At 66.7% G+C, this 19,422-nt stretch carries 18 protein-coding genes, 1 tRNA gene and 1 pseudogene; 10 read left to right on the top strand and 10 right to left on the bottom strand.

Features of this window, described 5'->3' with window-relative positions; all coding sequences use genetic code 11:
• The first annotated feature begins 53 nt into the window (after window positions 1–53).
• From GO592_RS22890 to GO592_RS22880, 3 genes are read left to right on the top strand one after another with little or no spacing between them, the layout of a single operon-like run.
• Entirely contained in the window at window positions 54–824 is a 771-nt protein-coding gene (locus GO592_RS22890) for an ABC transporter ATP-binding protein (RefSeq protein WP_005561000.1), read from the top strand.
• Window positions 825–828: 4 nt separating this feature from the next.
• Entirely contained in the window at window positions 829–1,692 is an 864-nt protein-coding gene (locus GO592_RS22885) for an ABC transporter ATP-binding protein (RefSeq protein WP_007299920.1), read from the top strand.
• On the top strand, window positions 1,692–2,294 hold the full coding sequence (locus tag GO592_RS22880; RefSeq protein ID WP_039952602.1) for a TetR/AcrR family transcriptional regulator: 603 nt from the start codon (window positions 1,692–1,694) through the stop codon (window positions 2,292–2,294). The genes GO592_RS22885 and GO592_RS22880 overlap by 1 nt, the downstream gene beginning before the upstream one ends.
• Window positions 2,295–2,474: 180 nt before the next feature.
• Here GO592_RS22880 and GO592_RS22875 read toward each other — a convergent pair.
• From GO592_RS22875 to GO592_RS22865, 3 genes and pseudogenes are all read right to left on the bottom strand, one after another.
• A pseudogene (locus tag GO592_RS22875) lies at window positions 2,475–3,741 on the bottom strand (IS256 family transposase).
• Window positions 3,742–3,883: 142 nt separating this feature from the next.
• Window positions 3,884–3,957 (bottom strand) — tRNA-Gly (locus GO592_RS22870).
• A 96-nt stretch (window positions 3,958–4,053) separates the two neighbouring features.
• Window positions 4,054–4,878, bottom strand: a complete 825-nt coding sequence (locus tag GO592_RS22865; protein WP_007300640.1) for an oxygenase MpaB family protein — start codon at window positions 4,876–4,878, stop codon at window positions 4,054–4,056.
• An 86-nt stretch (window positions 4,879–4,964) separates the two neighbouring features.
• On the opposite strand from GO592_RS22865, the gene GO592_RS22860 reads away from it, so the two are divergent.
• The 4 genes from GO592_RS22860 to GO592_RS22845 all read left to right on the top strand — a co-directional run bounded on the left by GO592_RS22860 (window position 4,965) and on the right by GO592_RS22845 (window position 9,344).
• Window positions 4,965–5,633 carry a TetR/AcrR family transcriptional regulator gene (locus GO592_RS22860; RefSeq protein WP_039952840.1) on the top strand — a complete coding sequence of 223 codons (669 nt, stop codon included), beginning with the start codon at window positions 4,965–4,967 and terminating at the stop codon, window positions 5,631–5,633.
• 9 nt (window positions 5,634–5,642) lie between these two features.
• The gene (gene dcd / locus GO592_RS22855; RefSeq protein WP_005238072.1) at window positions 5,643–6,212 is read left to right on the top strand and encodes a dCTP deaminase; all 570 of its coding nucleotides are present in this window, start codon (window positions 5,643–5,645) and stop codon (window positions 6,210–6,212) included.
• A gap of 754 nt (window positions 6,213–6,966) precedes the next feature.
• On the top strand, window positions 6,967–8,772 hold the full coding sequence (locus tag GO592_RS22850) for a zinc ribbon domain-containing protein (protein ID WP_007300642.1): 1,806 nt from the start codon (window positions 6,967–6,969) through the stop codon (window positions 8,770–8,772).
• A 203-nt stretch (window positions 8,773–8,975) separates the two neighbouring features.
• Window positions 8,976–9,344 (top strand): hypothetical protein, encoded by a 369-nt coding sequence (locus GO592_RS22845; RefSeq protein WP_039952841.1) that lies wholly within the window; start codon window positions 8,976–8,978, stop codon window positions 9,342–9,344.
• A 4-nt stretch (window positions 9,345–9,348) separates the two neighbouring features.
• On the opposite strand, the gene GO592_RS22840 is transcribed toward GO592_RS22845, so the two are convergent.
• Genes GO592_RS22840 through GO592_RS22820 form a run of 5 tightly spaced genes read right to left on the bottom strand, consistent with a single transcriptional unit; the run spans window position 9,349 to window position 15,474 of the window.
• Window positions 9,349–9,954, bottom strand: coding sequence for a hypothetical protein (locus tag GO592_RS22840; RefSeq protein WP_007300644.1), 606 nt, complete (start codon window positions 9,952–9,954; stop codon window positions 9,349–9,351).
• Window positions 9,955–10,003: 49 nt separating this feature from the next.
• Entirely contained in the window at window positions 10,004–11,689 is a 1,686-nt protein-coding gene (locus tag GO592_RS22835) for an ABC transporter family substrate-binding protein (RefSeq protein WP_007300645.1), read from the bottom strand.
• Window positions 11,690–11,720: 31 nt separating this feature from the next.
• Window positions 11,721–13,577, bottom strand: a complete 1,857-nt coding sequence (locus tag GO592_RS22830; protein ID WP_007300646.1) for a dipeptide ABC transporter ATP-binding protein — start codon at window positions 13,575–13,577, stop codon at window positions 11,721–11,723.
• On the bottom strand, window positions 13,574–14,500 hold the full coding sequence (locus GO592_RS22825) for an ABC transporter permease (RefSeq protein WP_007300647.1): 927 nt from the start codon (window positions 14,498–14,500) through the stop codon (window positions 13,574–13,576). Before GO592_RS22825 ends, GO592_RS22830 begins: the two co-directional genes overlap by 4 nt.
• Window positions 14,497–15,474 carry an ABC transporter permease gene (locus GO592_RS22820; protein ID WP_007300648.1) on the bottom strand — a complete coding sequence of 326 codons (978 nt, stop codon included), beginning with the start codon at window positions 15,472–15,474 and terminating at the stop codon, window positions 14,497–14,499. The genes GO592_RS22825 and GO592_RS22820 overlap by 4 nt, the downstream gene beginning before the upstream one ends.
• Before the next feature lie 137 nt (window positions 15,475–15,611).
• On the opposite strand from GO592_RS22820, the gene GO592_RS22815 reads away from it, so the two are divergent.
• Window positions 15,612–16,385, top strand: a complete 774-nt coding sequence (locus tag GO592_RS22815) for a serine aminopeptidase domain-containing protein (RefSeq protein ID WP_039952842.1) — start codon at window positions 15,612–15,614, stop codon at window positions 16,383–16,385.
• Window positions 16,386–16,424: 39 nt separating this feature from the next.
• Here GO592_RS22815 and GO592_RS45900 read toward each other — a convergent pair whose 3' ends face one another.
• Window positions 16,425–16,550: a hypothetical protein gene (locus GO592_RS45900; RefSeq protein WP_005257351.1), complete on the bottom strand. Its 126-nt coding sequence runs from the start codon at window positions 16,548–16,550 to the stop codon at window positions 16,425–16,427.
• Window positions 16,551–16,688: 138 nt separating this feature from the next.
• Between GO592_RS45900 and GO592_RS22810 the strand changes: the two genes are divergently transcribed.
• On the top strand, window positions 16,689–16,985 hold the full coding sequence (locus tag GO592_RS22810) for a SelT/SelW/SelH family protein (RefSeq protein ID WP_005238102.1): 297 nt from the start codon (window positions 16,689–16,691) through the stop codon (window positions 16,983–16,985).
• Window positions 16,986–16,987: 2 nt separating this feature from the next.
• On the opposite strand, the gene GO592_RS22805 is transcribed toward GO592_RS22810, so the two are convergent.
• The gene (locus GO592_RS22805; protein ID WP_005257349.1) at window positions 16,988–18,379 is read right to left on the bottom strand and encodes a WS/DGAT/MGAT family O-acyltransferase; all 1,392 of its coding nucleotides are present in this window, start codon (window positions 18,377–18,379) and stop codon (window positions 16,988–16,990) included.
• A 334-nt stretch (window positions 18,380–18,713) separates the two neighbouring features.
• Between GO592_RS22805 and GO592_RS22800 the strand changes: the two genes are divergently transcribed.
• On the top strand, window positions 18,714–19,385 hold the full coding sequence (locus tag GO592_RS22800; protein ID WP_007300650.1) for a type 1 glutamine amidotransferase: 672 nt from the start codon (window positions 18,714–18,716) through the stop codon (window positions 19,383–19,385).
• Window positions 19,386–19,422 lie beyond the last annotated feature (37 nt).

The raw sequence follows: 19,422 nt of genomic DNA, 5'->3' as shown, positions 1-19,422 counted from the left end.
GGGGTGCGGCTGCGCTGACAGTGCGACTCGGCGGTCGGGTCGTGCTCGACAGGGTGACTGTCGATATTCCGCGCGGGGAGATCACCGCGGTGGTTGGGGGCGACGGGGCGGGCAAGACCAGCCTGCTCGGGGCACTGGCCGGCCGGATCCCGATTGCCAGCGGTACCGTCACGATGCCTGCAAAGGACGAGATCGGGTTTCAGCCGAGCACCGCCGGGGTGTGGCGGGACCTGACGGTGGACGAGAACATCGAATTCGTGGGCAGCGCCTACAGAATGAGTCCGGACCTGCTGGGCGACCGAAAAGCTCGGCTACTCGGCCCGGCAGGTCTGGGCGGCGTCGGCGACCGGCTCGGCGGCCAGCTCTCTGGCGGCATGCGCCACAAACTGGGCTTCTGCATGGCGATGCTGCATCGTCCTCTGGTGCTGTTACTCGACGAGCCGAGCACCGGCGTGGATCCGGTCAGTCGGGTGGAGTTGTGGCGGATGGTGGCGGAAGCAGCGGCAGCGGGCACCGCGGTGCTGATGTCGACGACGTACCTGGACGAGGCCGAGCGTGCACACCGAGTGCTGGTTCTCGACGGCGGCGAGATCCTCGGGTTGGGAACACCGGACGAGATGATCGCCTCGATTCCGGGCACGATCAGTACGGAACGAAATCGGCCGCTGGGTGAAGCTGCGAACCGAACCTGGAGGCGAGGAAGCATGTTTCGTGTGTGGAGCCCGTCAGGTCGGGGACGCTGCGACGAGCACACCGATCTAGAGGACGCAGTGATCGCGCTGATGTTGGCACGGAACGAGCAGCGGAACTCCGAGCATGTCTGAGCGAGTGGCGATCGACGTGCGTGGTGTGTGGCGGAACTTCGGCGCGTTCACAGCAGTCCGAGACATGTCACTGCATGTTCGCTCGGGGGAGATCGTCGGCTTGATCGGCGCGAACGGGGCCGGCAAGACCACGCTGATCCGGATGATCCTCGGGCTCGAGGCGGTCGATCGGGGAGCGATCGATGTGTTCGGTGCACCGCCCTCGCGGCACACCCTCCGCCGACTCGGCTACATGCCGCAGAGTCTCGGGCTCTACCAGGAACTATCGGTCCGGCAAAACGTCGAGTTCGTGGCCGAGGCATTCGGACTGTCCGAGCAACCTTTACCGGAGGCGCTCGAGGCGGTTGCCGCGCGTCCGGTCCGGGAGATCGGGCTCGGGCTGCAACGTCGGCTCGCGTTCCACTGCGCACTGTCACACCGACCGGAACTGGTGATTCTGGACGAGCCGACCTCGGGCGTAGACCCGCTGGCCCGTACCCGGCTGTGGGATACCATCCACGACCAGGCGGACACAGGCTGCGGGATACTGGTGACCACGCACTACCTGCAAGAGGCCCAGCAGTGCACCCGATTGGTGCTCATGTCCCACGGACGCCCGGTGGCGCGCGGAACCCTCGCCGACATCATCGGAGGGCAACGGGCGGTCGCCGTGCAGACGGCGGAGTGGGCACGGACGTTCGAAGCGCTGATGAGGGCGCAGCTGCCGGTGACACTCGACGGACGGGTCGTACGGGTAGCGGGTGTCAGCACCGCCGATGTGCGCAGGGCGCTCGACTCAGCCGGGCTGGGAGCGGCGGTGACAGAGGTGCCCGCCACCTTGGAGGAGACGATGGTACTGATCGACCGCCGGGCAGCAATCGAGTCCTGATGGCGGCAGGTGCACGAAGCGGACGACGCCCAGGAACATCCGATACCAGAGATCAAATCCTCAGCGCTGCAAGAGAAGAGTTCGCGAGATCCGGATACGATGCGGCGACTGTACGCGCGGTTGCCGCATCCGCCGGAGTGGACACGGCGTTGGTTCACTACTATTTCGGCACCAAGGAGAAGCTCTTCCTCGCGGTGATGGACGCCCCGTTCGACCCGCGACAATACGTCGACTCAGTCCTCCAAGGACCTCGCGACCGGATCGCCGAGCGGCTGCTGCGGACCACACTCGATCTCTGGGATTCCCCCGCGGGAACAGCGGCAGTGGCTGTACTGCGAAGTTCGATGGCACATGACCGCAGCGCCGCACTGTTGCGGGAGTTCCTACTCAAACGAGCGCTGCAACCGATCGCGGAGTCGATGGAGCCCGACCCCGAATTAGCGCGTTGGCGCGCGAATCTCGTCGCCACCCAGCTGATGGGTCTCGCTTCGATGCGATATCTGCTCGCCATCGAACCACTGGCCTCGGCCTCACACGAACGGATCATCGACATGATCGCTCCCAATCTGCAGCGGTACCTCACCGGAGATCTATGTCGCTAGACGGCGCCTTCTCTGCGCGCTCGAGGATCTGGCGGACGCGGTCGACATTCGCCGCCTGGCTGACCGCCAGGATTCGGCGAACCAAGCGATCGAGATGATTGACGTTGCGGGACTTCCGATTGCAGGCAGCGCAGATCGGGACTGTCAGAACATCGGTGGATCCAGTTCTGGCGCATGAATCTAGATCACGGTTGGGGTGATTCGGCCTTCGAATGTGATAGCAAACGCGTTGAGGGCCGGCTTCCACCTCGTCACCCATCGTGCTCTTCCCTTACCGGTCGGGTCCAGCGACCGGGTGGCGAGGTAGAGGCACTTGAGCGCGGCCTGCTCGCTGGGGAAGTGGCCCCTCGCCCGCACCGCCCGCCGGTAGCGCGCGTTGAGGGACTCGATCGCGTTCGTCGAGCAAATGACCCGGCGGATCTCGGGGTCGTAGTCGAGGAAGGGCACGAACTCGCTCCAGGCGCTTTCCCACAGCCGGACGATCGCCGGATACCTCGGCCCCCATTTGTCGGCGAACTCGGTGAACTGCTCCTTGGCCGCGGCCTCGTTGACATCGGTGTATATCGGCCGCAGGTCCCGTGACATCTCGTCCCAGTACTGACGCGATGCGTAACGAAAGGTGTTACGCAAGAGGTGAATCAGGCAGGTCTGCACCACCGTGAGTGGCCACACGGTAGTGATCGCGTCGGGCAGTCCCTTGAGTCCGTCGCAGACGGCGATGCACACGTCTGCGACCCCGCGGCCCAAGGATTTCCGTCAGGACGGCGAGCCAGAACTTGGCCCCCTCCCCGCCGTCACCTGCCCACAGCCCGAGGATCTCGCGTTCCCCGGCGGTGGTGACGCCGATGGCGACGTAGACGGGCCGGTTGGCGACCTGACCGTCGCGGATCTTGACGTGGATGGCATCGATGAACAGCACCGGATACACCGGGTCGAGGGGACGGACGGACCATTCGGCCATCTCCGTGAGGACCTTGTCGGTGATCTTGCTGATGGTCTCCTTCGAGACCGATGCGCCGTAGACGTCGTCGAAGTGTGCCGCGATTTCGCCTGTGGTCAGGCCTTTCGCCGAGAGGGACAAAATGATTTCGTCGACCCCGGTCAGGCGTCGCTGCCGTTTCTTGACGATCTGCGGATCGAACGAGGCATCGGTGTCTCGTGGCACCTGGATCTGTACCGGTCCGATTTCGGTGAGCACGGTCTTCGTCCGCCTCCCGTTCCGGGAGTTTTCTCCGTTTCGTCCCGTGACGTGGTGTTTCTCGTAGCCGAGGTGCTCGTCCATTTCGGCTTCGAGTGCGGTTTCGAGGACGTTCGCGGTGAGCTGGTTGAGTAGTCCGTTCGGTCCGACCAGCTCGACGCCCTCGGCTTTGGCCTGGGCCAACAGTTGTTGGGCCAGCTTCTGGTGGTCAATCTTCGACTGATCCATGTGATCAAGTGTTTCGGTCATCGTCTTGCCTTCTCGCCAAGAGAACTCGGCGTGTCGGCCAGATCCAGTTCAACCGTTATCCCGACAGTCCCATGGGTGAACACCCTATGGATGGATGGATGGATGAAGGGAGGGGGTCAGCGGCGGCGGGCGGCGGGCGCGGTGGAGCCGATGACGGGAATCGAACCCGCGTATTCAGCTTGGGAAGCTGATGTTCTGCCATTGAACTACATCGGCGCGCACGATATTGGGCGCCCGTAGGCAGGCCCAACACCCTGCGGCGGAAACATTATCAGATGGTGATCCGGACTACCCGGGCGCACACGCGGTGTGTCATACGAGGGGCTTGCCGGCCTTCATTCGGCGTCGCAGATCGAACATGAGCAGGTTGTAGGGGAACTCCCGGATTCGGACGGGGATGCGCCTGCTGACGGCGCCGATGGTGCGCAGGGTCCGGTAGAAGCGCTTCTGATCCTTGTCGGTCCATGTCAGGTGCATTTCGTCGCGGAACTGCTGGGGCAGGAAGCCGTTGGTGAAGAACATGTTGAGCCGGCCGAACAGGCGGGAGACGATGGCGGGCAGGAATTCGAGGCGTGCGATGGAGAGGACGTGTTCGCGGATGGTGTCGTCGATCGACACCTTGTCGAGGGCTTGGTTCCAGTACTCGTCGAACGCGATGCGGTCTTCGGGCCACATCTCCGGGGGTACCTGAAGGGTGGTGCCGAACGTGGCGCCTTCCTTGTAGAAGAACTCGGCGGCCGCGGGGGAGAGGTCGCCGTGCAGGGCGCGGTTGACGTCCTCGAAGCCCCGGTAGATGCAGGCGGCCACCCACAGCTGCAGTTCGGGATCGAATGCGTTGTACTGCACGGGGCTGTCGGGGGTGGAGCGCACCTTGGCGTGGGCGCGGTTGACGCCCTTGCGGAAGGCCGCCTTTTCCTCGTCGGTGCCGCGGGCCGCCACCACGAGGTAGGTCAGCGTGGTGCGGGTCCGTTTGATCGGATGCCTGAACAGCTGGCCGGTCTCGACCTTGCTCTCGTATACGCCGTACCCGACTCCGGGATGGGCGAGCTGCATGATGATGTTCGCTGCGCCTGCCAGTAGTCCGGCGCCGTCCATGACCTGGTCGAGGCGGTCCGGTACTTCGAGTGACGTCGACATTTGTGTTCCCTCTCCCCACCACTGATTCGCTATCTGAACACGACCGTACTCACATATATGTTCGCCGTCCAGAGTCCGGTGGGAAGATGGTGCGCATGGCTACCGCACCGGTGAACGCGAAGGTCGGACACTCGACGGGCGACGGCGGACGCGTCTACGGCGGCCAGGAGCGCGACCAGCGCACATCGGAACGACGTGGCCAGCTCATCGAGGCCGGACTCGACCTGCTGGGCAGCGCGGAGGGCGACCACGCCCTGACCGTGCGCGGAGTCTGCAAGCAGGCCGGACTCGCGACCCGCTACTTCTACGAGAGCTTCACCGACCGCGACGCGCTCACCGTCGCCGTCTACGACCACGTCGTGGATCGGATCGCCACCAGCACCCTGGATGCCGTGTCGAACGCCGGGCCCGGTGAACGCGACATCGTGCGCGCCGGCGTCCGCAACATCGTGCGGGAGGTCGCCGAGGATCCGCGTCAGGGCCGTCTGATGTTCTCGGTGGCGCAGTCGAGTGCGGTGCTGGCGCAGCGCCGCCTCGACAGTTCGCGGCTGTTCGCGGGCCTGGTCACGAAGCAGACGGTCGGGTACTACGAGGTGGCCGAGAGCCCGCGCCTCGACCTGGCCGCGCACTTCATGGTCGGTGGCCTGGCGCAGACCCTGACGGCGTGGTTGAACGGCGCGGTGACCCTCCCCGAGGAGGAGCTCGTGGACACCTGCACCGAACTGCTGCTCTCGATGGCCATCCACACCCGTTAACCTCTACCTGTGCTCCTCTCCGATCGCGATCTCCGTGCCGAAATTTCCGCTGGACGTCTGGGCATCGACCCGTTCGACGATTCGATGGTCCAGCCCTCGAGCGTGGATGTGCGCCTCGACAGCCTGTTCCGGGTGTTCAACAACACCCGCTACACGCACATCGACCCAGCTCAGCGGCAGGACGAGCTGACGACGCTGGTCGAGCCGGCCGAGGGGGAGCCGTTCGTTCTGCACCCGGGTGAGTTCGTTCTCGGCTCCACGCTGGAGGTGTGTTCGCTGCCCGACGACCTGGCGGGACGCCTCGAGGGTAAGTCCTCGCTCGGCCGCCTCGGGCTGTTGACGCACTCAACGGCCGGGTTCATCGACCCCGGCTTCAACGGGCACATCACGCTGGAGCTCTCCAACGTCGCGAACCTGCCCATCACCCTGTGGCCCGGGATGAAGATCGGCCAGCTGTGCCTGCTGCGGCTGTCGAGCGCGGCGGAACACCCGTACGGCAGCTCCGCCGTCGGCTCCAAGTACCAGGGCCAGCGCGGCCCGACGCCGTCGAAGGCCTACCTCAACTTCGCGCAGAGCTGACCCCCGCGGCCCGACGAAAAAGTTGCAAACCGAGTGGTCCGCTACTCGTGTGTATTGCGGCGGGTGAGAGAAGACTGGGATTCGAAGCCGCCCTCTCCTGGGCGTTCGATCCCGGAGGCCGCCAACTGTTGTCGCAATATTGGTGGCGAGGTGTATTGGGTCTATACGGATCGCGGTTCGGGTCTCGAGGGACCGGCGGGCGGGGTGCGGCCGGATGCTCGACGACGCGACCAAGGGGTCGGTTTACGGTGTGGCCGGGGGTGTGGCGAGATCGGTTGGCCCGGTTCGCAGGTGGCGTGGACCGAGCGGTGCTTGTCGGGGGTCGGCGTTACAGTCGAGGTCTTGTGAGACAAGGCCGATGAATCGTTGGTGGAGGGTTGGTGGATGACGTCATGGTTGCTGGCATCGTTGTCCGGCCGGTTCGATCGGCTGCGGTCGAAACGGAATCAACTCTGGCTTCTCGACGATGCCGTCGCTATACCGAATTAGCGATGCTGACGGTCCGCGGCGTCGCTTTCCGTGCGATGAAAGATCGTGCCAGGGGGCCGTGGGCGGACGTTCTGTCCGACGCAGCGCTGGCGGTCTGGCGGGCGGCGGGAGTTGATCCCGGCGATCACAGCACCTGCCCGCTACACCCTCGCGGATGCGACGGCACCGGCCCACCATTCGGTTTTGGTTGCTGCGGCGGCGACCACTGTCGTCAACTGGACGTGACTCGGTTCGTTCGGCTGTGCCTGGATCCTGGTTGGCCGGCATGACCGGGCCGGGAACGACTGCGCCGCGGCAATTCGCCTTCACCACCCGCCCATACGGGGCAGTCGACGATGCGACCGGTGAGCCGATCGGCCTCGACGACGTCGATACCCGGGTGGGGTGGCTCCTCGACCTGATCACCGCGGCCGGCGCCGAGTTGGTGTCGCGGCTGTGGCTGCCGGCGACGTTCGATGTGCTTGCCGCCGGTCGTGACCGTCATGACCGTAATTTGCCCGTGCAAGGTCATGCCGCCGCGGCACGTCTCGGCTGGAACCCGATCTTTCCGGACGGGGTCTATGTGCCGTCGCGGGTGACCCGGGTGGTGACGGCGCAGGTGATGGCGACCCTGCGGACCTTGGCCTACCGGGACGCCGCGATCACGGCACTGTCGGCCCGATTCGACCCGGCCACCGGGGTTGTGGCGCCGCCGGTCGGGTCGGCGGACGACGTGCCGTCGGGCTTCGCTCGGGGCGTGCAACGTCAGCTCGTCGCCCGCTCTCGCCGCGGCGGCGGGGCACCGGCCGGCCGGTTGCGGATCACCGAGGTGCAGGGTCCGCCGCAGACGAGCGCGATGGCACGGCTGTCGGCCGCCGATCGGCAGCTCGCGCAGCTTGCCGTCACCGGTGACGAGCTGGTGTTGACGGTGAAGTTGCCCACCTGCCCGACCCCGGCAGGGCGGGCGCAGTGGCGGCGGGTCCGGCTGACCGCCGCCGTCCCCGCGCACCTGCACGGCAGAGCTGTCTCCGACTGGCATCTGCCGACCCTGGTCCTCGATCGCCGGGGTCTGTTGTGGCGGTGCGCCGCTACCGAGCTCGTCCCTGAAGCCGATCTAATGGACGGCGCGGCGGCGGTGGGCGTCGATTGGTCCCCGTCCACTCTCGGTGCCGCCGCCATCGCAGCAGAGGGCCCGGACGGGTTATCCTCTGATTACCTGGGCTGGACCTACGACGATCGCGGCCTCGGGATCAAACTGGCACGCCTGCAAGCCGAGGGGCAGATGCTGCACCGCAAGGCGGCCCGGTTGACGCGGCTGGCCGCCACCGCCCCACCCGAGGTCCGCGCCCGGCTGGAGACGAAGATCGCCGTCCTGAACGACCACCGGACCGCGGTGGGCGTCAAGCGGGGAAAGATCAACCGGGAACTGGCGTTCCATTTCGCCCGCCAGGTCACCGACTACGCCGAGGCGGCGGGCGCGCAGGTGATCGCGGTGGAAGATCTCACCACCCTCGAGACCCGCGGACACGGACGAGTCAACAACAACCGGGCCGCGCAGTCCGCCCGCCGCCAAGCGGTCGCCGCCCTCGCGCACACCGCCACAGGTGTCGGCGTCACGGTGGTGTCGGTGCCGGCCCGAGGTTCCTCCGCACTGTGTCCGGGCTGCGACGAACCGCTTGCCCGCCCCGGCGGCTATCACGACGCGTGGTGTCCCCGCTGCCGGGTCGGTGGTAACCGCGACCATATGGCCGGGGTGAACCTGGCTAAACGCGCACTGCTCGGCAGAAACAAAGCCACCAGACGGCGTGGGCAATTGTCCGCGGTCCGGGTGGCCGAACATGCACCGGTACGCCGCTGCCGCGACAAGCACGGTCCCACCCCGAGCAGGCCACGGCACCGACGGGTCCGCCGCAGCCTACCCACCACAACACGGCGGTTGGGGGTGAATTCGAAACAGCATGTTCCTGCATCACAAGCGTCGGTGTGGGACACGGTCAAACCCATACCACCGCACGGTGATGCGGGTAGCCGTGACACACGTACATCTCTATCGCCCGCCACATCAGTGGCAGACAGTATGAAATCTACGTAGACGCTGCCATGAAAGACGTAGTTGCGCCGTCCGGGTGGTCCTGCTCGAAGAGGACCGCCTCGAATTGGACGTGGGTGACGCCTCCTGACCCTGGCGGTGGGAGGTACCTGCGGGGATATAATTCTCTGACCTGGTATTCACACTCAGTGACGCGGTTCCGCCGTATCGGGGAGACGGATTGGCGCGCCCCGAAAGGAATTCCGATGTCTACTCGACAAGTGGTGGGCCGGTTGGGAGCAGTGATCGCCGCCGCCGGCGCACTGTCGTTCGCAGTGCCCGCGGCCGCCTCGGCGGCGCCCTTCGTTCCCGGCTCGATGTCGACGTGTGCCCCCGGCGCGTGGCTGACGTTCAACGCGGAGCGGGTCGCGCCCGACCGGATCCGGTACACCACCGCTGCGCCGCTCGCGCAGTGGAACGGTGCCGTGGTGCAGTTCACCAACCTCACCACCGGGTTCCGGGGTGTCGCGTTCGTCAACGACCCGGTGCCCGCAGCCGTGGGATTCGGCCCCGTGCTGAGCGAGATCGCCGGACTGCTGCCGTGTTTCGTCAGCGCGGGCGTCACCATGTCCTGACCCCTCAGCTGGGGTCGGAGCCGCGGACGGCCGCCAACCACACCGCGACAGCCGCAGCCACACAGGTCGCGCCCGCGTACGCCGGAAGCCCACCGCCCGCGACGTACACCCACAGTGCCCCGACGAACGGTGCCGCCACTGCGAACTGGGCGTCGAGGACGATCCGGCGGACCGGTCGAGCGGCCGCCCGGGCGCGCACCGGGCCGTCCGGATCCGGGCGCGACGGGTTGTCGATCAACCGCCCGGCCGGCTCCGAACGACGCGCTTGCCCGGACGGGCGGAGTCGACGGCCTTCCCAGACCACGACGCGGCGACGCCCCGCGTCGTGCACCGTCGCCGCGGTCGGGGTCGGCATCGTGATCAGCGCGGGATCGAAGAACACCGGAATCCACAGTGAACCCGGTTCCTCACGAACCTCGATCCAGGACCTGCTGGTCAGCCGATGCTGCTGGCGTACCCGGTGCACCGTGGCGGGCCGACCCGGCTCCGACCCCGAACGGGTGGCAGCGAACCACGTGTAGCCGGTGACGCCGAGCACCGTCGCCGCCACCACGACCAGTGCGCTGAGCTGATCGGCGTCGGCGACCACGGCGAACGCGCCGCACACCACCAGCGCGCACGCGCTGACGGCAACGGGGTAGCGGACGGCCGCGAACCCGCTAATTCAGGAAGCCGATCGTGGTGTAGTCGTAGGACGCGAGGCCGGCGGCGCCGAAGTTCGCCAGGTTGTCGCGCACCGCGACGTTGCCCGGCGCCTGCACCAGCGGCAGCGAGAATCCCTCTTCGAACACCGCGGTGTCCACTTCGTTGGCCAGTTCGATCGCCTTCTGGGGGTCGAGTTCCGAGATCGTCCGCTCGATCAGCGCGTTCAGTTCGGGCGAACCGATCCGGCCGTAATTTCCCTGCAGGTCGTCGGGGTTGTACGCGTAGATCTGCGGCAGGCCGCTGAGTGGGAACGGATCACCCACCCAGGAGAATTGGGCGATATCGAAGTCGCCGGGCTGGATGACATCGGTGAAGAACCCGGTGCCGCCACGGGTGTCGATGTTCAGCTTGACGCCGATCTGCGCGAGGTTCTGCTGAAGGATCTGCGCGATCTGAACCCAGGTGGTCGACTGGTACATCACGTCGCGAATCTCGAGCCTGCGCCCGTCCTTCTCCCGGAACTCGCCGTTGAGTGTCCAGCCGAGTTCGTCGAGCCGCCTCGCGGCCTCCTCGGGGTCGTAGGAGACGGCTGCGCTGTTGTCCTGGTAGCCTTCCTGGCCGTTGAGGTAGACGTGGTTGTTCAGCGGCTGGGGATCGTCGACCAGACCATTCTGGATCGCGGTCGCGATGCCTTGCCGGTCGATGCCCTTGGACAGCGCCACCCGCAATTCCGGATCGGCGAGGATCGATCCCTCCGCTCCGTTGAACGTGATGTGCGAGAACTGGTTTCCCGGTGCCCGGCGGATCGCGATGCCTGCCGAACCCTGCGCGGTCTTCACCTCGTCGATGGTGCCCAGTCCGGACGCGTCGATCTCGTTGTTCTGCAGAGCGGGAATTCGCGCCGAGTCGTCGAGCACGCTGTAGGTGATGGTGTCGAGTTTCGGAGTGTTGCCCCACCACGCGGGGTTGCGGCCCAGCGTGATTCGGTTCTGCGCCCTGTCGATCGACGCGATCCGGAACGGTCCCGACGTCAGTGTGACCCCGTCGCGCAGACTCTCGTTGAACGTCTCGGGGGTCGCGGTGACCGACTTCGGGTACAGCATCGAATTGCCCGCGAACTGGCCCTTCCATTCGGCGTACGGCTCGGCGAATGTGATCACCGCCTGACGGTCGTCGACGCCGCGCTCGACCTTGTCCACCCGCTCGAACCCGGACGTGTTCGCGATCAGGAATTCCTTGTTCTTCCCGCTGAGCGCTGCGGCCTGAGACTGGATGTCCGCCCACGTGATCGGGGTGCCGTCCGACCACACGGCCTTCGGGTCGATCGTGTACGTGACCTGCTGGGGGTCGGTGCCGGTGAGCGCGACGTCGGTGAAGTAGTCGTGGTTCACCGACAGCGCTCCCGAGGCGTCGGTGCTGAAGGCGCGGGGCATCATCGGCTTCAGCATGGCGCCGATCTCGGTGTCGTTGCCGTCGTTGGACAGGGTGTTGAAATTCGGGGGGAAACCCGACAACGCCAACCGCAGGTTTCCGCCGTCGCGTAGCTCGCTGGGGTCGTGCGGATTGATGTCGTTGGTGGTGCCGATCGACCCGGACCCGGCCTCGACGCCGCCGGTGTCCGAACCCCCGCAGCCACCGAGAATCAGGCCGATGGCCAGGACCGATACCGCGAGGCGGGTGCGCGCCGAACGAATCCTCATGGATGTGCCCTTCCTCGAAGTTCGCTGAGCTTTAGTGTGCCAAATACGTCGGATCCGGAACGGGAATTGCCTCGAGGAGTGCCCGGGTGTACTCGTGCTGCGGATCCTCGAAAATCGTCTGCGCTGTCCCCGACTCGACGATCCTGCCCCGGTACATCACCGCGACGTCGTGCGCGATGTTGCGGACCACCGACAGGTCGTGGGAGACGAACAGGTACGACATGCCTCGCTGCTCCTGAAGATCGCGCAGGAGGTTGAGCACCCCGGCCTGGATCGAGACGTCGAGCGACGACACCGGCTCGTCCAGGATCAGCAGTTCCGGATCGAGGGCGAGCGCGCGGGCGATGCTGATCCGCTGCTTCTGGCCGCCCGAGAAATCCGCCGGATAGCGATCGGCGTGCTCGCGGCGCAACCCGACGAGGTCGAGCAACTCCGGTACCCGGCGGCCGACCTCCTCGCGCTTCCGGCCGTCCAGCCGGAGCGGCTCGGCGAGAACGTCGAACACCGGCAGCCGGGGATCCAGGGACGCCGTCGGATCCTGGAAGACGACCGCCATCTTGCGCCGGATCGCGCGCTTCTCGTGTGGGCTCAGCGCCGCGACGTCGGCGCCCAGCACCGCGATCGAACCGGATTCCGGTGCGGCCAGGTCGAGAATCTGCGTCAACGTGGTCGATTTGCCCGAGCCGGATTCACCCACCAGCGCCAGCGTGCGGCCGGCGCTGATGTCGAAGCTGATGCCGTCGACCGCCCGGATCTCGCCCCGCTTGCGGCGGAACACCAGACCGCTGGTGATCGGATACGTCTTCACGAGATCGGCCACCTGCAGCACCACGCGCTGCTCGGGTGCCGTCTCCGCGGTGGCGGCGGGTGCCGGCTGGTCCCGCCGATACGCCGTGAACAGGTCGCGGGTGCGCGTCTCGTCGACGCGGATGCACGCCGCCTGATGACCGCGTCCGGTCGAGACGAGTTCCGGCTCGGCCAGTAGGCAGTCGTCCACGGCGAGCGGGCAGCGCGGCGCGAACGTGCAGCCGGGTGGCAGCGAATGCAGCGCGGGCGGGGCACCGGCGATCGAGACCAGGCGGCTCCGGATCGGAGCGTCCATCCGCGGCACGGACACGAGTAGGCCTGCGGTGTAGGGCATCCGGGGTTCGGCGAACAGTTCGCGCACCGACGCCGACTCCACCACCCGGCCCGCATACATCACCACCACGCGGTCGGCCAGCGTCGCGGCGATGCCCATGTCGTGGGTGATCATCACGACGCCGGCGCCGGTGAGGTCGCGGGCCTTGCGCAGCAGGTTCAGGATCTGCGCCTGCACGGTCACGTCGAGGGCGGTGGTCGGCTCGTCGCAGATGATCAGCGCGGGGTCGTTGGCGATGGCGATGGCGATCACGACGCGCTGGCGCATGCCGCCGGAGAACTCGTGGGGAAAGGCCTTGGCGCGCACCGCCGGATCGGGTATCCCGACCAGGTCGAGCAGGTCGACAGCCCGCTGCGCGGCATCCTTCTTGCTGCTCGCCCGGCCGTGGACGAGCAGCGCCTCGGCGATCTGGTCACCGACCCGGTACACCGGCGTCAACGCGGACAGCGGGTCCTGGAACACCATGCTCACCGTCTTCCCGCGCAGCGTCGACAGCTCCTTGTCACCCATGCCCAGCAACTCGCGGCCCTGCAACCGGATGGAGCCGGTGACGCGCGCGTGCTCGGGCAGCAGTCCCATCACGGCGAGCGACGCCACCGACTTACCCGAACCCGACTCACCCACGATGGCCAGCACCTCGCCGTCGGAGACGCCGTAGCTGACACCACGAACCGCCTCGATCCGGCCCTCCTCGCTGGGAAAGCTGACCCGCAGGTCCTCGATCTCGAGCAGCGGTTGCCCGGTCACCGCTTCGCCTTCTTCTTCCGCTTGCGGGACCGGGCGCGCGTCGAGCTGGGGTCGACCGCGTCGCGCAGACCGTCGCCCACCAGGTTCGCGGACAGCACGGTGATCACCAGCAGTCCGCCCGCGAACAGGAACAGCCACGGGTAGGTGAGCGCGGATTCGGTGCCGTCGGCAATCAGCGACCCGAGGGAGATGTCCGGCTTCTGGACGCCGAACCCGAGGAAACTGAGCCCGGTCTCGGCGAGGATCGCGGCACCGACGTTCAGGGTCGCGTCGATGATCAGAATCGACGCGATGTTGGGGACGATGTGGCTGGTGATGATCTTGTGCGTGGGGGCGCCCATGTACCGGGCCGCCTGGACGAATTCCCGCTCGCGCAGGCTCAGCGTCATCCCCCGGACCATCCGGGCGGTGATCATCCAGCCGAACACCGCCAGCAGCAGGATCAGCAGGGCGATCGAGCTCGAGGACTTCAGCCGCGGAGTGAACACCGCGATGATGATGAAGCTGGGAACGACGAGCAGCAGATCGACCAGCCACATGATCACCCGATCGGGCCAGCCGCCGACATACCCTGCCAGCGCGCCGACGAGCGCCGCGATGGCGGTGGAGAATATCGCGACGCAGATCCCGATGATCAGCGACTTCTGCAGCCCGCGCAACGTCTGGGCCAGAACGTCCTGGCCGATCTGGTTGGTGCCGAACGGATGTTCGGCGCTGGGCGGCTGCAGCAGCGCGGTGTAGTCGAGTTGCTGATAGTCGTAGGGGAGCAGGTACGGTCCGATGAAACTGCCCACGAACAGCAACACCAGGACGCACACCCCGGCGATGGCGGGCTTGTTCCGGAGAAACCGCCGCCACAGCAGGGTCCGGCGACCGACGGCCGACACCGCCGCATCGGTGGACGCGATCTGGATCTCGGTCACCCGACACGCACCCTCGGGTCGAGCGCCGCGTACACCACGTCCGAGAGGAGTCCCGACAACAGCACGATCAGCCCGGTGAACGACGTGATCGCCACGACGATGTTGGTGTCCTGATTGTCGATGCCGATCACGATCCACTCGCCGATCCCGTGCCAGCCGAAGATCGTCTCGGTGAACGTGGCGCCGACGACCAGCGCCCCGAATCCGTAGGCGAACAGTGTCGCCATCGGGATCAGTGCCGTCCGAAGCCCATGCTTGAGCAGTGCCGCCCGCCGGGTCAGTCCCTTCGCCCTGGCGGTCCGGATGAAGTCGCTGCCCAGAACGTCGAGCATCGCGTTGCGCTGGTACCGGCTGTAACCGGCGATGCTGCCCAGTGCCAACGCGATGGTCGGCAGCACGAGATGCTGCACGCGGTCGACGAACTGCGGCCAGAACCCGGTGATCGTGCTGGCCGAGGATTCGCCGGTGTACAGGAAAATCTGGCTTCCGGTGGCCGAGTTGATCTGGAGAGCACCGTATTTCAGCAGGGTCGCGACGAGGAACACGGGCGCGCTGAGGATCAGCAGCGACAGGACGGTGGTGAAATAGTCGCTGAACTTGTACTGCCGGATCGCACCGGCGGCGCCGATCAGCACACCCAGTACCGCTCCGATGACGGAACCGAGGATCAGCAATCGCATGCTCACCAGGATCCGGCGTCCCAACTCGTCCGAGACCGGTTGACCCGTGATCGTGGTGCCGAAGTCGCCGTGGACCACGCCGCCCAGCCAGTTCGCGTACCGCACCGGGATCGGGTCGTCCAGATGCAGTTCGGCGGCCTTCGCGTCGATCACCGATTGGGGTGGCCGGGGGTTGCGCTGCTCCAGGCTGTCGAGCGGACGGAACGTGAGCGAGGCGAGACTGAACGTCAGGAACGACGCCAGCAGCAACAGCACCACGTAGTTGAGCGCTCGTCGTAGCAGGAAGCCGGCCATCCGTCCCCCTCGCAACTAGGGCTCAGGGTACGAATTATAGAAGCGTGGCGTCGGGCGTCAGCTCGTCTCGGCGAAACCGGTGCCGGGTCCGAATTCCCCGCCACGCACGTCGCGTCCCCGCTTGTTAGCGTGGCGGGGTGATACTTCGTGCCGGGTCCGTCGAACCATTGACGCGGCGCACGACACACCTCACGACGTACGACGAGCACGCGGTGACGGTCCCGCGCTCCGGCGATCGTGCGCTGGTCGCGGTGCCGCGCGGGGTGACGCCGTCGGCGTTCGCGTGCTACCTGCACGGGCGTACGGGTGACGAGAGGTCAATCGACGATCGCGCGGCCCTGCGGGACGGCCTGCTGGACGCCGGATACCTGGTCGCCAGCCCCTACCTGCACGGCGACCAATGGGGAAACCGCCTGGCGCAGGACGCCGTGGTCGCACTGGACGAGTGGGTTTCCCGCCGGTGGCCGGTGACAGTTCGGTTCCTCATCGGCGAATCGATGGGCGCCAACGCCGCCGCCAACGCCGTGCGCCTACGCGAGGTCGCGTGGGACGGCGCGGTGTTCATCGCTCCGTCCCTGTCGCTGCGCGCGGTGTGGGACCGGGGCGAACACGGACGCGACACCGTGCGGGACGCCTTCCGCGTGTCCGCGGACGGGCACGACCTCGAACCGAAGACCGAGCACTGGGACGCTGTCCGGCACGAGCCGGGAGACTATGTCGGAGTGCCGATTCGGGTGTACGCGTCGCGGGAGGACGAGGTGGCGAACATTGCCGGCGTCACGGGACCGTGGGTCGAGATGCTCCGTCGCGGCTCGGACGCCGTCGAGTTCGTCGAGGTGAGCGGACCGCACGTCTCGGAAGACCACTTCCGCACCGCGGAGGTCGTGCAGTTCTTCGAGAGGTTCCGGTGAACACGGGGAGGCCTTCTCGGCGAAGGCCTCCCCCCGTGTTCAGGCCTCGGTGCGGTGCGTGGTGTCCAGGCGGAAGATGTTGGTGAAGAAGTCCTTGACGGCCTGGATCTTCTCGTTGGTCAGCTCGATGGCGTGGCGACGCGATTCTTCGAGCGCGGTCGACATGGCGGCTTCCTTTCGTCGAGGGGGCACAGCATGGCGATCGACAGTCTGCCTCACGATGCTGACGTCCGCATGACGAACAGGTGTCCTCCGTGAAACTCGAACAGCAAGCGGGGGAGCACCTTCGGCTAACCTGGCACGATGACGACGAGCAGCGCGGACGGCCGGGTCGCGATCACCTACTGCACCCAGTGCCAGTGGCTGTTGCGCGCAGCGTGGATGGCGCAGGAATTACTCGGCACGTTCGGGCAGGACCTCGGCGAGGTCGCGCTCGTCCCCGGCACCGGCGGGATCTTCCGCATCACCGTCGACGACGAACTGATCTGGGACCGCAAGGAACAAGGCGGCTTCCCCGACATCACCGTGCTCAAGCAATTGGTCCGGGACCGGGTGGCGCCCGACCGCCACCTCGGGCACAGCGACCGCAAGAGTCCCTAGGATCAGATTCCGACCGCGCGCTCGAGGGCGCGCAGTTCGTGCCCCAGCCGGGCGGGGATCGACTTCAGGTCGGGCACCGCGCTGCGGCAGCCGGTGACCCCGAACGAGATGATGTCGTCGTTGCTGGTGCAGGTGATGTTCAGGCCCTGGCCGTCGACGGGCACCGACAGCGGGTAGATCGCGTCGAGCCGCGCCCCGTTCCAGTACAGCGGCGAGCTGGGGCCCGGAACATTGGAGATGATGAGGTTGAACGGCGGGCGCACCCGCGAGTTGTGCCCGAACAGCATGCTCGCGCCGATCGGTGCCGCGCCGAGAGCGCTCATCGCGAGGATCTGCGTCGCACTCATCGTCTCGTACGCCTCCTTGCCCTCGCGCATCGACGTCCGGATGGTGTCGAGGCGATCCGCCGGGTCGGGGAGGTGGGTGCCGAGGTTGCACATGAGCACCCCGATGTTGTTGCCGTTCGACGCCTCGCGCTGACTCTTCAGCGACACCGGCACCATCGCGATCAGCGGCTCGGCGGGCAGGGCGTTCTGATCCTCGAGATAGCTGCGGAGTGCTCCCGAGGACATCGCGAGCACGACGTCGTTGATGGTGGTGTCGGACAGCTTGGCGACGAGCCGGAGACGTTCGAGCGGCCACGACTGCGCCGCGAACTGGCGGGCACCGGTGATCGGCACGTTGAACGGGGTCTTCGGTGCGGACAGGGCGAGTGGGCCGCCCTGGTCGCGGAAGGCGCGGGACACGGTGCCGGCGAGCGCGGGCACGAGCCCGGCGACCTCACCGACGGTGTCGCGGGCGGTGCGGAACGTGGAACCGGCCAGACCCGACAGGCTGAAGCCCTTCGACGGCGTCCGCTGCGGCCGCGGGCCCCGCGGCTGCCACGGTGCCGGCACGTCCCGATCTTCCGAGTTCTCGCTGAGCGCGTTGCGCAGCATCTTCATCGCGGTGACGCCGTCGGCGACCGCGTGGTGGATCTTGGTGTAGACGGCGAACCGTCCGTCGCTCAGACCCTCGATCAGGTGCATCTCCCACAGCGGGCGGCTGCGGTCGAGCAGCGATCCGTGCAGCCGCGAGCAGAGTGCCATCAGCTCGGCCTCGCCCCCGGGGGCGGGCAGCGCGTCGTGCCGGATGTGGTGACCGAGGTCGATGTCGTCGACGGTCTCCCAACTCCACTGACCGAGCGTCGAGAAGGACCGGTGGGCTCGCTTGGCGAGCCGGGGGGTGACGATTCCGTCGCCGTCGGCGAGCGCGCGGTCGAGCATCGCGCGCATGTCGTACGTGTCGGCGCCTTCCGGGAGCTGGAAGATCTCTACGCCGCCGACATGCATCGGGTGCTCACGGGACTCGCCGAGAAGGAACATCGAGTCGAGAGGGGACATGGGGAGCGGCATCTAGGGCCCTTTCCATCCCGTAGACGACTTCCCGGATCGCGGGAGGGCTCGTCTGTGGTCTGAGGTAACGGGAGATGGTGACGTTCCGTTTGTCAGGGACCACCACCGGATAACTAATTGATATGGGACGGGTCACGAAAGCGTGACGTCGTATTTCTACAGGTTTCGCGTGAGCCATGCCACTAGACAAGCGTCCAGTTTGGATGGTGTCATTCGGGTGGAGTACACCGAAGGTGAACTCCGTGTGAACATCCGAATTTTGTGCACTCAGTGCGGAATTCGCGAATTCGGGCCTGCATAGGGTCGAAAGTCCCTACTCGGTAAGGATTGTGGCATGAACAAGCCATGGGCGGTTGTAAAGCACGTGCCGTTCGAGGGACCGGCGCTCGTCGGTACTTTGCTGGCGGAGCGGGGAATTCGGTACACCGAGTACCCCATGTACCGGGCGTCGGAACTCCCGGCCGTTCACGACATCGGCGGCCTCGTGGTGATGGGCGGTCCGATGGGCGCACTCGATGACGTTACCCACCCGCAACTTCCACGAGAGCGAAACTTCATCAAAGAAATTGTGGACGCCGGACTTCCGATGCTGGGAATCTGCCTCGGCGCGCAGCTTCTCGCCGCCTCGTTCGGCAGCGCGATCCGCCGGGGGCCGACCCCGGAGAACGGCGCCGGAACGGTCACCGTGTCCGTGGACGGGACGCGCGATCCCGTGTTCGGTTCGGCCGGCGTCGAGGTGCCCGTCGTCCACTGGCACGGCGACACCTTCGACCTCCCCGACGGCGCGATCGGGCTGGCGAGCAGTCACCTCTACGAGAATCAGGCGTTCGCGATCGGCCGCCGGGCGTACGGGTTGCAGTTCCACGTCGAACTGACCCGCGCGCAGCTGCCGGTGATGCAGACCCACATGCCGCCGGACACCGCGCCGTCGGGGGAGCACATGGCCGACGTGGAAGCGGCCGGGCGGATCATCATCGGCTCGTTCCTCGACCTCGCCGAGAGCTGAGGGATCGGGCGCGCGGTCGCCGATGAGTTTTGCGCAC

Origin of the sequence: Rhodococcus sp. 21391 (assembly GCF_016772255.1) — a bacterium.
Lineage (GTDB): Bacteria > Actinomycetota > Actinomycetes > Mycobacteriales > Mycobacteriaceae > Rhodococcus_F > Rhodococcus_F opacus.
Note: the sequence above shows the minus strand (reverse complement) of the source record. Positions and strands in the feature narration are given on the sequence as shown.

Coding starts and splice junctions, on each gene's coding strand:
- GO592_RS22880 (WP_039952602.1), top strand. CDS start 1,692: ATGGCGGCAGGTGCACGAAGCGGACGACGCCCAGGAACATCCGATACC.
- GO592_RS22865 (WP_007300640.1), bottom strand. CDS start 4,878: ATGTCGACGTCACTCGAAGTACCGGACCGCCTCGACCAGGTCATGGAC.
- GO592_RS22860 (WP_039952840.1), top strand. CDS start 4,965: ATGGTGCGCATGGCTACCGCACCGGTGAACGCGAAGGTCGGACACTCG.
- GO592_RS22850 (WP_007300642.1), top strand. CDS start 6,967: ATGACCGGGCCGGGAACGACTGCGCCGCGGCAATTCGCCTTCACCACC.
- GO592_RS22845 (WP_039952841.1), top strand. CDS start 8,976: ATGTCTACTCGACAAGTGGTGGGCCGGTTGGGAGCAGTGATCGCCGCC.
- GO592_RS22835 (WP_007300645.1), bottom strand. CDS start 11,689: ATGAGGATTCGTTCGGCGCGCACCCGCCTCGCGGTATCGGTCCTGGCC.
- GO592_RS22820 (WP_007300648.1), bottom strand. CDS start 15,474: ATGGCCGGCTTCCTGCTACGACGAGCGCTCAACTACGTGGTGCTGTTG.
- GO592_RS45900 (WP_005257351.1), bottom strand. CDS start 16,550: ATGTCGACCGCGCTCGAAGAATCGCGTCGCCACGCCATCGAGCTGACC.
- GO592_RS22810 (WP_005238102.1), top strand. CDS start 16,689: ATGACGACGAGCAGCGCGGACGGCCGGGTCGCGATCACCTACTGCACC.
- GO592_RS22805 (WP_005257349.1), bottom strand. CDS start 18,379: ATGCCGCTCCCCATGTCCCCTCTCGACTCGATGTTCCTTCTCGGCGAG.
- GO592_RS22800 (WP_007300650.1), top strand. CDS start 18,714: ATGAACAAGCCATGGGCGGTTGTAAAGCACGTGCCGTTCGAGGGACCG.